This window comes from Ensifer sp. Root31 (assembly GCF_001424825.1).
In the GTDB taxonomy this organism is placed as follows: Bacteria; Pseudomonadota; Alphaproteobacteria; order Rhizobiales; family Rhizobiaceae; genus Ensifer; species Ensifer canadensis.
This window is the reverse complement of the sequence record NZ_LMCO01000056.1, coordinates 66,419-78,599: the sequence shown is the minus strand read 5'-3', so window position 1 is coordinate 78,599 and position 12,181 is coordinate 66,419. Positions and strand designations below refer to the sequence as shown.

General features: G+C 62.4%; 12 protein-coding genes. 6 read left to right on the top strand and 6 right to left on the bottom strand.

Annotated features, from left to right (window positions below; genetic code table 11):
* Positions 1–2: 2 nt before the first annotated feature.
* The 4 genes from ASD00_RS31905 to ASD00_RS31890 form a co-directional block, all read right to left on the bottom strand.
* A complete protein-coding gene (locus ASD00_RS31905) occupies positions 3–860 on the bottom strand; it encodes a carbohydrate ABC transporter permease (RefSeq protein ID WP_025427789.1) in 858 nt (285 codons plus the stop codon).
* Between the two features lie 10 nt (positions 861–870).
* A complete protein-coding gene (locus ASD00_RS31900) occupies positions 871–1,794 on the bottom strand; it encodes a sugar ABC transporter permease (RefSeq protein ID WP_025427790.1) in 924 nt (307 codons plus the stop codon).
* 157 nt (positions 1,795–1,951) lie between these two features.
* Positions 1,952–3,394 carry an extracellular solute-binding protein gene (locus ASD00_RS31895; protein WP_025427791.1) on the bottom strand — a complete coding sequence of 481 codons (1,443 nt, stop codon included), beginning with the start codon at positions 3,392–3,394 and terminating at the stop codon, positions 1,952–1,954.
* A 126-nt stretch (positions 3,395–3,520) separates the two neighbouring features.
* Positions 3,521–4,489, bottom strand: coding sequence for a sugar-binding transcriptional regulator (locus ASD00_RS31890; RefSeq protein ID WP_025427792.1), 969 nt, complete (start codon positions 4,487–4,489; stop codon positions 3,521–3,523).
* Positions 4,490–4,521: 32 nt separating this feature from the next.
* Between ASD00_RS31890 and ASD00_RS31885 the strand changes: the two genes are divergently transcribed.
* A complete protein-coding gene (locus tag ASD00_RS31885; protein WP_057211102.1) occupies positions 4,522–4,818 on the top strand; it encodes a hypothetical protein in 297 nt (98 codons plus the stop codon).
* A gap of 339 nt (positions 4,819–5,157) precedes the next feature.
* On the opposite strand, the gene ASD00_RS31880 is transcribed toward ASD00_RS31885, so the two are convergent.
* A complete protein-coding gene (locus ASD00_RS31880; RefSeq protein WP_082523797.1) occupies positions 5,158–5,961 on the bottom strand; it encodes a LuxR C-terminal-related transcriptional regulator in 804 nt (267 codons plus the stop codon).
* Between the two features lie 186 nt (positions 5,962–6,147).
* Between ASD00_RS31880 and ASD00_RS31875 the strand changes: the two genes are divergently transcribed.
* The 5 genes from ASD00_RS31875 to ASD00_RS31855 all read left to right on the top strand — a co-directional run bounded on the left by ASD00_RS31875 (position 6,148) and on the right by ASD00_RS31855 (position 10,997).
* A complete protein-coding gene (locus ASD00_RS31875; RefSeq protein WP_025427795.1) occupies positions 6,148–7,236 on the top strand; it encodes an ABC transporter ATP-binding protein in 1,089 nt (362 codons plus the stop codon).
* A 71-nt stretch (positions 7,237–7,307) separates the two neighbouring features.
* Positions 7,308–8,468 carry a spermidine/putrescine ABC transporter substrate-binding protein gene (locus tag ASD00_RS31870; RefSeq protein ID WP_057211169.1) on the top strand — a complete coding sequence of 387 codons (1,161 nt, stop codon included), beginning with the start codon at positions 7,308–7,310 and terminating at the stop codon, positions 8,466–8,468.
* Between the two features lie 78 nt (positions 8,469–8,546).
* Complete coding sequence (locus ASD00_RS31865) at positions 8,547–9,413, top strand: ABC transporter permease (RefSeq protein WP_025427797.1); 867 nt, start codon at positions 8,547–8,549, stop codon at positions 9,411–9,413.
* On the top strand, positions 9,413–10,231 hold the full coding sequence (locus ASD00_RS31860; RefSeq protein WP_025427798.1) for an ABC transporter permease: 819 nt from the start codon (positions 9,413–9,415) through the stop codon (positions 10,229–10,231). The genes ASD00_RS31865 and ASD00_RS31860 overlap by 1 nt, the downstream gene beginning before the upstream one ends.
* Positions 10,232–10,235: 4 nt before the next feature.
* The gene (locus ASD00_RS31855) at positions 10,236–10,997 is read left to right on the top strand and encodes an SDR family oxidoreductase (protein WP_025427799.1); all 762 of its coding nucleotides are present in this window, start codon (positions 10,236–10,238) and stop codon (positions 10,995–10,997) included.
* A gap of 296 nt (positions 10,998–11,293) precedes the next feature.
* Here the strand turns inward: ASD00_RS31855 and ASD00_RS31850 are convergent, their stop codons facing one another.
* Entirely contained in the window at positions 11,294–12,100 is an 807-nt protein-coding gene (locus tag ASD00_RS31850; protein WP_025427800.1) for a class I SAM-dependent methyltransferase, read from the bottom strand.
* Positions 12,101–12,181 lie beyond the last annotated feature (81 nt).

The window sequence follows — 12,181 nt, the reverse complement described above, 5'->3', positions numbered from 1 at the left end:
TCTTACCCTTTCACCGCGCCAAGCGACAAACCTTCGACGAGGTAACGCTGGGCGTAGAGTGCGAGCGCGAGCGTCGGCGTGACCGAGAGAACGATGGCCGAGGCTATCTGCCCGTATTGGATGCCTGAGGATGTGACGAAGGCAAGTGCGCCCACGGTCACCGGCTGCTTGTCGGCGGAGGCCAGCACCAGCGCGAAGACGAAATTGTTCCAGGCGAAGATGAAGGCGAGCAGGCCGGCGGCAGCGATACCGGGACCGGCGAGCGGCAGGGCGATCTTGCGGAAGGTCGCAAACCAGGAATGGCCGGCGATGCGGTAGGCATATTCGACGTCGGCCGAGATATCCTCGAAGTAACCACGCACGATCCACAGGATCAGTGGCAGGCAGATCAGCTGGTAGACCCAGATCAGGCCGAAATAGGTGTTGGAAAGGCCGAGCCACTGGAAATATTGGGTCAGCGGCAGCAGCACCAGCAGCGGTGGCGCGAAGCGGAACGACAGCAGCGTGAACGCGATGTCTTCCGAACCCCTGAACTTGTGCCGGGCAAAGGCGTAGGCCGCGGGAACGCCGAGCACCAGCGCCACCGCAACGGAAGCGACCGACAGGAAGATCGAGTTGCCGAGGTTGCGCATGAAGGCGATGTCGAGCGTACCGGCGGCCGTCTGCAACTTGCCGGTGATCAGCGCCGCATAGTTGGATAGTGTCGGCGAGAACACGATCGATGGCGGAATGGTCAGGATCGTCTCGTTCGTCTGGAACGACATCAGGAAGATCCAGAAGATCGGGAACATGAAGAAGACAACGACGAGCGTCAGGGCGACAGCGCGCAGGACCCGTTCGATGGGAGACGTGGTTTCCATGTGAACCTCCTTACGCTTCGCCGCGGGCGCGTTCGCGCAGGCGCAGCCAGTTCTTGATGAAGACGTTGGAGAGCGTGTAGGTGATCGCCCACAGGATGATCAAAAGCGCTGCCGAACGGCCGACATTGGTCGACTGGAAGAAGTTGAGATAGGCCTCGACCTGAAAGACGGTCAGCGTGTTGCCGGGGCCGCCTTGCGTCATCGCATAGATGATGTCGAACTGCTGGATACTGTCGAGCAACCGGAACAGCGTCGCCGTCAGGATATAGGGCGTCAGCATCGGCAGGGTGATGCGGAAAAAGACGAAGCTTCGCGGCACGCCGTCAAGCGCCGCCGCCTCGAAAGGCTGGGTCGGCAGCGACCGAAGGCCGGCCAGAAGCAGGATCATGATGAAGGGCGTATAGACCCAGATATCGACGAGGATGACGGTCAGGAGTGCCGTGTCGGGCGAAGAGGCCCAGCGGAAGTCATGCAGGCCGATCAGGCTTGCGAGGTAGCTGAGGATGCCGAAACTCGGATTGGTCATCAGCTTCCACATCAAAGCGGCGAGCGCCGGCGCAATCATCAGCGGCAACAGCAGCATGATCGAGATGAAGTTGTTGATCGTTGAGCGGCGCTGCAGCAACAATGCGATGCCGAGACCGAGCAGCAGTTCCAGCGTCACGGTGATCCCGGCATAGAGCAGCGACACCTTCAGCGTGTTCCAGAAGGCCGGATCGGTGACGAAGTTCAGGTAGTTTTCGCCCCAGTTGAACTGACGCGCCCAGGGCTGGCTCAACCTATAACGCTGGAACGAATAGATAACCGCCGTGAAGAAGGGGATGAGAATGCCGATGCACACGAGCAGCGCCGGCAGGCTCAGCACATAGGGAAGCATCTTCCTGCTGATCCTGAAACCTGACGCCGGTTTGCGGAGTGTTGCTGTTGAAGCCATGTGGAGCTCCGTTCTCTAAAGTCTTGAAGAAAGCACGCGGCACGCGAGGTCGAGCCCCGCGCCAGTCCACCGGCATCTCAGGTTGGTTTGGGCGGCCTTAAGCCGATCTCGCGGGATGCCCGGCGCCGAATGCGCCGGGCATCGCTTGGGAGGCGTATCAGCCGAGACCAGCTTCCTTCAGCTGGCGATCGATGCTTTCGACGAGCTGGTCGAGACCTTCATCGACCGGTACCTGCTTGGCGACCATCTTCTGCAGCGTCGCCGCCCATTCGGTGGTGACGTCGAAGAACAGCGGCTGCGGCGTGAACTTGATCGAGGCGCCGGCGGCCGAAGCGTCGAACATTTCGACATAGCCCGGATACTTGCCGTTCAGCTTCTCGCGGAACATCTCGTCCTTCCAGATCGACTGGCGAACGGGATCGACGAAGTCCATCTTGGTGGCGCCGAACAGCGCGTGCTCCGGACCCGACGCCCACTGCAGGAAGTACCAGGTGGCGTCCTTGTCCTTGGAGAAATTGGACATGGCGAGCGACCAGATCCAGATGTTTGGCGTCGAGGCCGTGGCTTCCGGGTTGGCGGCAAAGGCGGCGTAGCCGAGCTTGCCGGCCATCTTGTTGTCGCCGCCGTTCATGAAGTAACCAAGGCAATCGGCGTCGAAGATCATCGCCGATGCGCCGGCACCGAGATCGGCGCCGACCTGATACCAGGTATAGGTCGACCAGTCCTTCGGGCCGCTTTCCTGGATCATCTGCACGAACTTGGTGTGATAGGCCTTGGACTCGGCCGTATTCATCGCTGCCGACAGCTTACCGTCGGCTGAAACGTTCAAGTCCTTCTGGTTGAAGTTGGCGTAACCGGACAGGAAGCCCGGATGGATCGTCGCCCAGGAGCGCGAACCTCTGACGCCGATGCCGTAGATGCCGCCGATGTCCTTCTGCAGCTTGGCCGCGACCGCGATCATGTCGTCGAGGTTCTTCGGCAGCTCGACGCCGGCCTTGTCGAACATCTCGCGGTTATAGGTGATGTTGTTCTGTTCGAACGCCCACGGAATGCACCATTGCTTGGCGTCTTCCGAACCGAGCGCCCCGCCCGGCTGACCGTTCCAGGCGCAGGAGTTCTTCACGCCGGCGAGGAAATCGTCCCAGTTGTAGTTCGGGTTGGTCTTGGTCGGATCCTTGATCCATTCGTTGAGGTCGGCGATCCAGCCGGCCGGACCATAGGTCCAGGTCATGTAGGCGCCGGTCATGAAGGCGTCGTATTCGGACGAGCCCGACGAAAGCGCTGCCGTCACCTTGTCGAAATAGACGTCCTCCGGGAACACGTCATAGGTGACTTCGATACCGGTCAGATCCTTGAAGGCCTGAAGGTTGGCAATCATCGCGTCAGCATAGGGATGCTTGTTCAGAAGCAGCTTCAACGACTTTCCGGAATGCGCCTTCCAGTCGAAATCGGCGGCCAGCGCCTGGGTCGACATCATGTTGAAGAGCGTGCCGGCCGAACCGGCCGCAATCCCGGCAGCGCCGAGACCCTTGAGCATGCCGCGACGATCTACCTCTCCGCGCAGAAACGCGCTGATGAGGTCTTTCTCCTTCTCGTACATAAGTCTTCTCCTCCGTTGCGGGTATGATTGCATCATGCGATCACCGGCTACCCGACCGGTATTCCTCCCCCGAGGCGTTAGAGCGACACCTCCTCGCCCTCGCCTCTCGACTTTGTCAGGCACTCCTCATTTTCCGTCGGCGGCCAGCGCCCGAGCGGTCTTTTCGTCGGTGATGAGGCCGCTCAGCAGGCCGCTGCCAAGCACGGCACGAATGGCAGGCGTCTTGATCTTGCCGCCGGCGACGGCCACCGTGCGCCGATCCTTCAGGTCGTCGCGGCTGAGCGTGAAGGTGCGGTTCGACAGCGTCGTCTCGATCGGGCGACCATCCTCGTCGAAGAAGTGGCCAAGCAACTCGCCCTTGCCCCCGCCCCTCTGAATTTCCTCGATCTCGCTCATCTCGATCATTCCGGTCGAAACCAGCGACGCCTCGCGCTCTGCCGTGCCGATGCCAACCAACAAGAGGTCGGCGGTCTTGGCGAGATCGAACACTTCGCGCACGCCGCGCTGGCTGAAGAGCACGTCGCGATCCTCGACGGTGTTGGCGAAGAACGGCACGGGCATGACATAGGCTTCCGCGCCGGTACGCTCGGCCAGCCGGTGGATCACGTCATGCGGGTTTGCCGAGAACTTGCGGGTGAGACCGCCGAGCAGCGAGACGAAACGGGTGTTATTGCTGGTGGTGCGCGGCAGATACTCGACACAAGCAGCAAGCGTGCGGCCATGACCGACGCCGACGAGCGCAGTTTCGCCGCGTTCGATCTCGCGCTTCAGGAACTGCGCGCCAGAAATGCCGAGCGCCTTCAGCGGCAGATCGTCGGCATCGAAGTCGGGAACGACCTCGCAGTAGTCAAGTCCGTAGCGCGCGGAAAGCTTCTGCTCCAGCTCGACGCATTCCGACACTTCGCCATCGATATAGACCTTCACCAGGCCTTCCTGGTTGGCCTTCATGATCAGGCGGTGGGCTTTCAGTGACGTCAGCCCCAGCCGCTTGGCAACCTCGGCCTGGGTCAGACCGCCGGCATAATGCAGCCACGCGGCGCGCGTCGCCATGCTGGTTTCGTCGTCGCGAAGGTTTGCACCACCGATGATCGCCATCGTCTCCACCCAGGTTCGTTATGTTGCAACGCATGATACCTTTTGCATTGCATGATATTTTTATCTCGTTGCTGAAAGAAATTTCATGCCGTGAAAAAAATGTCAAGCAAGTACGTGCGCGGTGCGTTCATGGTTTGTGGATCGCGGCGAATGACGAGGAGAAAGGACTGGCCGACGAGCGTGCAATGGGCCGAGAATCGATGGCGATGGGACTGCTGCCGCTGGCGGGCATAGGGAGGGCCGAGGGCGCATCGAGACGCCTCATCCCTGTGCCTGTCATAGGGATCCAGCCAACCCAAGGCCTTGGGCTGGAAGGTCTTCTGACCTGACAGACGTCAGGTCGCTGGATTCCGGCACAAGGCCGGAATGAGGGAGAATGGGATGCGCCGCACCTCCAACACAGCCATTCTCAGCCGACGCTTCACACTTTGGCAGTTCTCTGGGAACGCCAAGGGTGCAAAAACCTCCTCATCCCTGTGCCTGTCACAGGGATCCAGCCAGCCCAAGGCCTTGGGCTGGAAGGTCTTTTGACCCGACAGACGTCAGGTCGCTGGATTCCGGCACAGGGCCGGAATGAGGGGCGACGGGGATACGCCGCCCGTCAAGCAAGGGCGCGCTCTTAGAATTTCGCCAACACGCCCCCCGAAAGACTGGTGTGGCGCTGAACCCTACTGGCTGAGATTGCGCAGGTAGAGGGAAAGAAGCTGCGTCTGAGAGGAGATGCCGAGCTTACGGTAGACGTTGCGGCGGTGGACCTTGACCGTGCCGGTCGAGATCCCAAGCTTCAGGCCGATCGATTCCGACGAATGACCCTGCAGCACGAGTTCGATGATCGAGGCTTCGCGCTCGGTCAGATTCAGGTGCTGCCAGACGCCGTCCGCGGGAGGGTGCGCCGACTTTCTCCGGCTGCGGCCGGTCTTTGCCAGCGCCGTGTCGAACCGGCGCCCGAGGTCGGCCCAGTGGTGGCGCACAAGGGCGGAGACCAGCGGCTCGACCTTCTTCAGCAACGCGAATTCCGCCGTGCTGAACGGGCCTGTCGCCTCGCGCCGCATCAGCGAAAGCACGACGGTGATCTGCTCGCTGATCGGCACGAAGAAGCCGACCTCCTCCGCCAGTCCCGTCTGCACGTAATAGGTCCGATAGTATTCGCTGGAGAAGAACCGGTCCGGCGCCCGCTCCCGCATGCGCCAGACACCCGGCTTGCCCTCGCAGGCCGCGTGGTAGAACGGATCAAGCAGATAGGGCCCGGCCTGGTAGAGGCTGACGAATAGAACATGGTCCTTGGCATTGAAGGTACTGTAGAGGTCGATCGGCCGTTCCTTGCCGCGATAGGCGAAAACCACGACATAATCGAAGGTCATCAGCGTCGACATCAATTGCCGATAGGCCGCACCCACAGCCTCGTCGTCCATGGTCGCACCGTCGACCATGGGCGCCAAGACCTGAAATAATCCCTCGAGATCGATGCCCAAACCGCTCTCCCGCCGATCCGGCCCTGTTCCGGGGTATACTCCTCCCACAAGCCAATTCGCGTTGAAATACCTCTCTCGGGGTATATACCGGCACCGGGCGCTTTGACTAGGCTGCCTGTCAATGACGGTGGAGCGCGGGGGCATCAGAGCCTTGGCGGTATCCGACAACAACCGCAGGGAACAGACGTGACATCCGCTTCGACGAACGACATCGAATTCCGTTCGGTCGCCAAACGCTATGGCAGCGTGACCGCCGTTTCGGACATCAACTTCGCGGTGCCCCGGGGCGCCTTCATGGCGCTGCTCGGACCTTCCGGCTGCGGCAAGACCACCTGCCTGCGCATGATCGGCGGCTTCGAGCAGCCGAGCGAAGGCACCGTCTATATCAACGGCGAGGCGATGAACGGCGTTGCCGCCTATCGGCGCCCGGTCAACATGGTGTTCCAGCACTATGCGCTGTTCCCGCATCTCGACGTCGAGCAGAACGTCTCCTATGGCCTCAGGCAGATGCGGCCGCGCATCGCCAGTGCCGAGATTTCGCGCCGCGCCCAGGAGGCGCTGGAGATGGTCCGGCTCGGCGGCTTCGGCAAGCGCCGGATCCACGAAATGTCCGGCGGCCAGCAGCAGCGCGTCGCGCTCGCCCGCGCCATCGTCAACAAGCCGAGGGTGCTCCTGCTCGACGAGCCGCTGGCGGCACTCGACAAGAAGCTGCGTACCGCCATGCAGATCGAGCTGCAGACCCTGCAGCGCGAACTCGGCATCACCTTCGTGCTCGTCACCCACGACCAGGAGGAAGCGCTGTCGATGAGCGACTTCGTCTGCGTCATGAATGCCGGCCGCATCGTCCAGGTCGGGCCGCCGCAGGAAATCTACGATCGCCCTGCAAGCCTGTTCGTCGCCGATTTCGTCGGCAAGACCAACCGGATCGCTGCCACCGTCGACAATGGCGGCGCCTCCATCCTGTTTGCCAACGGCACGCGGTTTGCCGCCCCGGCCACCACGACACCGAGCGCCGGTGCTGCCATGGTCGCGTTGCGCCCCGAGGCGATCAGCCTGAAACGCAATGGTGCTGCCGCCACTGCCGCCCTCACCGGCACCGTCACGCACCGCATCTTCCTGGGATCATCGGTCGAATACTCCATCGATGTCGATGGCCTCGGCGATTTCCTCGTCACCGCCGACCGCCGGGCGCTCGGCGACAGCGATCTCGTCGAGCCCGGCGACAAGGTCGGCCTCGCCTTCGATCCGAATGCGCTTCACGTCTTTCCGGCCTGAAATGTGTTTCCGGCCCGACCCGGCCGCCCCCTGAGCCTTGCATGAACGTCAACGATAAAGGGAACAGCGTCATGACCAAATGGTACAGAGAAAATGCCCCGATCACCGCCGAGCAATTGGCCGACGAGCTGATGCGCCTGAAGCGCGGCTCGGTCACCCGCCGCCACTTCCTCGGCGTCACCGGCCTTGGCCTTGCAACGGCGGTTCTGGCGCGCCAGCCGGGCCTCTTCAATTCGACGGCCTTTGCCGGCGATCTCGGCACGCAGATGTCGATCGCCACCTGGCCTAATTATCATGATCCTGCCACCTTCGAGGCGTTCCAGACGGCAACCGGCGTTGCCGTCGAGGTCAACGTCTTCGGCTCGAACGAGGAAATGCTCGCCAAGCTCCAGGCCGGCGGCACCGGCTGGGACCTGTTCGTGCCCACCAACTACACCATCTCCACCTATGTGAAGCTCGGCCTGATCGACGAACTCGATCTCTCCAAGCTGCCGAACTACGACGCCTCGACCGAGACCGCGCGCTTCACCAACGAGGGTGTCGTCGACGGCAAGACCTATGCCGTGCCGAAGAACTGGGGCACCACGGGCATCGCGCTCAACTCCAGCAAGATCAAGACACCGGTGACCAGCTGGAAGGACTTCTTCGAGATCGCCATGACCGAGGCCGACGGCCGCGCCATGGTCCACGACTACCAGCTGACCACCATCGGCAATGCGCTCGTCTCGCTCGGCTATTCCTTCAATTCGACCAAGCCGGAAGGGCTCGCCAAGGCCGAGGAACTGCTGATCAAGGTCAAGCCGCACCTCTACGCCATCAACAGCGACTACCAGCCGTCGATGCGCGCCACCGACGCCTGGATGACGATGTGCTGGACCAATGACGGCGCGCAGCTCAACCGCGACATGCCGGAAATCCAGTTCGTGCTCGGCAAGGACGGCGGCGAAATCTGGTCGGACTTCTACGCCATCCCGAAGAGTGCGGCCAACAAGGCGGCCGGTTATGCGCTGCTCAACTACCTGATGGCACCGGAAAACGCCGTCAAGGAACATATCGCCAATGGCGCGCCGACCACCGACAGCCGCGTGATGAAGCTGCTGCCGGCCGACGTCACCGGCAACAAGATCGTCTATCCCGACGAGGCCTCGCTGACGCCGCTCGAATTCGGCGCCGCGGTAACCTTGACCGATCCGGGCCGCGCCGAGCTGATGGCGCGGTTCAAGTCAGCCTGATTGAAACTTTGACGTGACCGCCCCTCATCCTCGCGGTGAGGGGCCGAAATGCCAATGAAACTTGACGGATCAACTCACATGCCCGCGGCAACGAACACGAAGAGAAACCTGGTGACGGCAGCGCTGGTGGCGCCGGCGGCGGCATGGCTGATGATCTTTCTGGTCCTGCCGTTCATCGCCATGCTGGTCTTCGCCTTCGGCGAGCGCGCGCCCGAAGGCGGCTATCAGGCGGCGTTCACCTTCGCCCAGTTCGCCAGGCTCCCGACCCGGGCGGCCGCCTTCTGGAACACGATGGTGCTGGCGCCGGTCGGTGCGCTGCTCTGCCTGCTGGTCGCCTACCCCGTCGCCTATTATCTCGCCGTCAAGGCGGACCCGCGGTACCGCCTTATCCTCGTGTCGCTGGTGGTCGTACCCTTCTGGACGAGCCTGCTCGTTCGCACCTATGCCTGGATGTATATCCTCGGCTCGCGCGGCATTCCGAACCTGCTGTCGATGATCGGCCTTGAGGATGTGCGCCTGCTCAATACGCCGGGCGCCGTGCTGCTCGGCATCGTCTATGGCTACCTGCCGCTGATGATCATGCCGATCTATGTCAGCCTCGAAAAGCTCGATCGCCGGCTGCTCGAAGCCTCCGCCGATCTCGGCGCGAGACCCGTCTCGACCTTCTTCGGCGTCACCCTGCCGCTGTCACTGCCGGGCGTGATGACGGGCGTGGCGCTCGTCACCATCCTGCTGCTCGGCGAATACCTGATCCCGCAGCTTCTCGGTGGCGGCAAGGTGTTCTTCATCGGCAACGCGCTGGTCGATCTCTTCCTGCAATCTCGAAACTGGCCTTTCGGCTCGGCGATCGCCGTGACGCTGGTGGCCGTGGTCGTGGTCATCCTGATGGTGGCGATGCGCATCGCCTTCAGGGTCGCCGGCACAAGACAGGTGGATCTCGTCTGATGCGCGCCTTCATCTCCTCGGTCTATATCTTCCTCTACGCGCCGATCGCGCTGGTCGTCCTGTTTTCGTTCAATGCCGGCCGCAGCGCCAGCGAGTTCACCGGCTTTTCGACCGCATGGTACGGCAAGGCGCTCGGCAATACCTTCCTGGTCTCGGCGCTGCAGAACAGCCTGATGATCGCCTTTACCAGCGCCACCCTTGCCGCCATCTTCGGCACCATGGCCGCACTCGGCATGGAGCGGCTGGCGCCGCGCAACCGGGCGATCTTCGACGCGCTCTTTGCCGCGGCCATCGTCGTGCCCGGCGTCGTCATCGGCATCGCCACGCTTGTGGCGCTCGTCGCCGTCTTTTCCTTCGTCAATCCGGCGCTATCCGCCATCTGGCCGGGCGACCAGCCGCCACAGCTCGGGCTCGGCTATGGCTCGATCATCGCCGCGCACGGGCTGTTCTCGATGGCGCTCGTTACCATGATCGTGAAAGCTCGCATCGCCAGCCTCGGGCGCGATATCGTCGAGGCATCGAGCGATCTCTATGCGACGCCGCTCACCACCTTCCGCCTGATCGTGCTACCGCAGATCCTGCCGTCGATCCTGGCGGGTTTCCTGCTCGCCTTCACCTTCTCCTTCGACGATTTCATCATCGCCTTCTTCGTCGCCGGTTCGAAGACGACGCTGCCGATCTACGTCTTCGCTTCGATCCGCCGCGGCGTGACGCCGGAAATCAACGCGATCGCGACGCTGGTGCTCGTCGCCTCGCTGCTCCTGATCCTGACCGCCCGCATCCTGATGCGGGACAAAAAACCGAAATCCGGGGAGTGAACAGATGATCCTGAAAGACCGGGTCGCGATCGTGACCGGAGCGGGCTCCGGGATCGGTCAGGCGGGCGCTGCCATCATGGCGCGCGAGGGTGCGCATGTCGTCGTCGTCGACCGCAGCCCCGAGGCCGGCAGCCTGACCGTCGACACCATCCGCGCCATGGGCGGCAAGGCCGAGGCCGTCACCCTCGACGTTACCGACGATGCAGCGCTTGCCGACGGCATCGCCGATATCCTCTATCGCCACGGCCGCATCGATATCCTGCACAATCACGCCGGCGCGCAGGTTGCCGGCGATCTTGAAGAGGTCGAAGTCTCCGGCTTCGACCGCTCGTGGAACCTCAATGTGCGTGCGCATTTCATGGCCGCCCGCCTGGTCATGCCGTCGATGAAGGCCGCCGGCCGCGGCGTCATCGTCAACACCTCGTCATCGTCGGGCGTGCTCTACGACCGCGAGATGATCGCCTACACCACCACCAAGCATGCGGTTATCGCCATGACCAAGCAGATGGCCGGCGACTACGCCCGCCACGGCATCCGCGTCAACGCGCTCTGCCCCGGTTGGGTCGATACGCCCTTCAACGACCCCTTCATCGCCCAGATGGGCGGTCGCGGCGCGATCGAGGCCTACATCCGCGAAAAGGTACCGCTCGGCCGCTGGGCAAGCGTCGACGAAATCGCCGAGTCGATCCTGTTCCTGGTGTCCGACCGATCGTCCTACATGACCGGCCAAATCCTGGTGGTCGATGGCGGCGAGACGGTGGTGTGACGTCCGGACGCTGAGGTACCCACCAGGCCTCGTTGTGAAGGCGCCGCCGCCCCACTCGCCTCATTTCCGCGCTGGCTCGGAGCGTTTTCCTCGCGTCCCTGGTGTCTGTGGTGCGCGAAGCGCTTCCTCCTTTCCCTCATTTCTGTGCTTGTCACAGAAATCCAGCCACGGCGCGTCTGCGCCGTGAAGGACTTGTGCCAGACGCCGGAACGAAGGAGCCTCTGGCGCCGCCGACGCGGCGCCGCTGGATCTCTGTGACAAGCACAGAGATGAGGTCGGCAAATGTTGACGCCCTATCACACCTCCGGAACAATACCCCGGCATGCCCAGGCCACTGCCGCAAACGACCGGGGGCCGTCGGGTTGGCCAGCCTCATAGGCGGCCTTCACGGCTGCATCGATCTTCACCCGCTGGGCTGGCTCTAGTGCCGAGACGTATTTGCCGAGAGGTCCCTCACCCGCGGAGATCGGCTGCCAGAAATCTGCGAACGACTGATAGTCCATCCGGATCATAAGCGACGTCTGCTCGATATCCACGAGGCCATGCGCCGCGAAGCTCTGTATCATCTCTCCGGGCCGCATCATCGGCTGGAAACAATAGCGGGCGCGTACCTGATCGGCATTTTCATCGAGCATCGCCGCCGTATCGAGCACCATGCGCATGCCCGGCAGACCGCCGAAATGATCCCAGACCACGGCCGCAACCACGCCGCCCGGCCGCACCACCCGGCGCATTTCGGCGACGGCCTTTTCCGCTTCAGGTACGAAATGCAGGACCAGCAGCGCCAGCGCCCGGTCGAAATAATCATCGGCAAAGGGAAGCGCGCAGGCATCGGCCTGCTGGATCCTGATCCTCGGATCGGTGTTCGCCTTGATCGCCGCTTCGACGAAGACGGGCGAAAAGTCGATCGCCGTGATCTCACGGAGATCTGCCGCATGCGGCAGCGCAAAGGTCAGGCTTCCGGTACCACATCCGACGTCGAGGATCCGCTCGCCATCTGCAAGGCCTGAAAAGTTGATAAAAAGCGGCGCGAGCTGTTTGCTCCAACGCCCCATCAGTTGCTCATAGCCAGTCGCACTTTGAACATTGAAGCTTGATGTCATGATCGCCCCCAAGCAGCAAAGCCAGCATTCTACCGCGTTTCCATAAATCGTATTCGATTTAAGGAAACATGCGGCAATTCA

Bases quoted from the DNA above. Each gene is read 5' to 3' on its own strand.
- ASD00_RS31885 (WP_057211102.1), top strand. From the start codon at position 4,522: ATGATACCTTTTGCATTGCATGATATTTTTATCTCGTTGCTGAAAGAA.
- ASD00_RS31860 (WP_025427798.1), top strand. From the start codon at position 9,413: ATGCGCGCCTTCATCTCCTCGGTCTATATCTTCCTCTACGCGCCGATC.
- ASD00_RS31850 (WP_025427800.1), bottom strand. From the start codon at position 12,100: ATGACATCAAGCTTCAATGTTCAAAGTGCGACTGGCTATGAGCAACTG.
- ASD00_RS31905 (WP_025427789.1), bottom strand. From the start codon at position 860: ATGGAAACCACGTCTCCCATCGAACGGGTCCTGCGCGCTGTCGCCCTG.
- ASD00_RS31895 (WP_025427791.1), bottom strand. From the start codon at position 3,394: ATGTACGAGAAGGAGAAAGACCTCATCAGCGCGTTTCTGCGCGGAGAG.
- ASD00_RS31855 (WP_025427799.1), top strand. From the start codon at position 10,236: ATGATCCTGAAAGACCGGGTCGCGATCGTGACCGGAGCGGGCTCCGGG.
- ASD00_RS31865 (WP_025427797.1), top strand. From the start codon at position 8,547: ATGCCCGCGGCAACGAACACGAAGAGAAACCTGGTGACGGCAGCGCTG.
- ASD00_RS31890 (WP_025427792.1), bottom strand. From the start codon at position 4,489: ATGGCGATCATCGGTGGTGCAAACCTTCGCGACGACGAAACCAGCATG.
- ASD00_RS31870 (WP_057211169.1), top strand. From the start codon at position 7,308: ATGACCAAATGGTACAGAGAAAATGCCCCGATCACCGCCGAGCAATTG.
- ASD00_RS31900 (WP_025427790.1), bottom strand. From the start codon at position 1,794: ATGGCTTCAACAGCAACACTCCGCAAACCGGCGTCAGGTTTCAGGATC.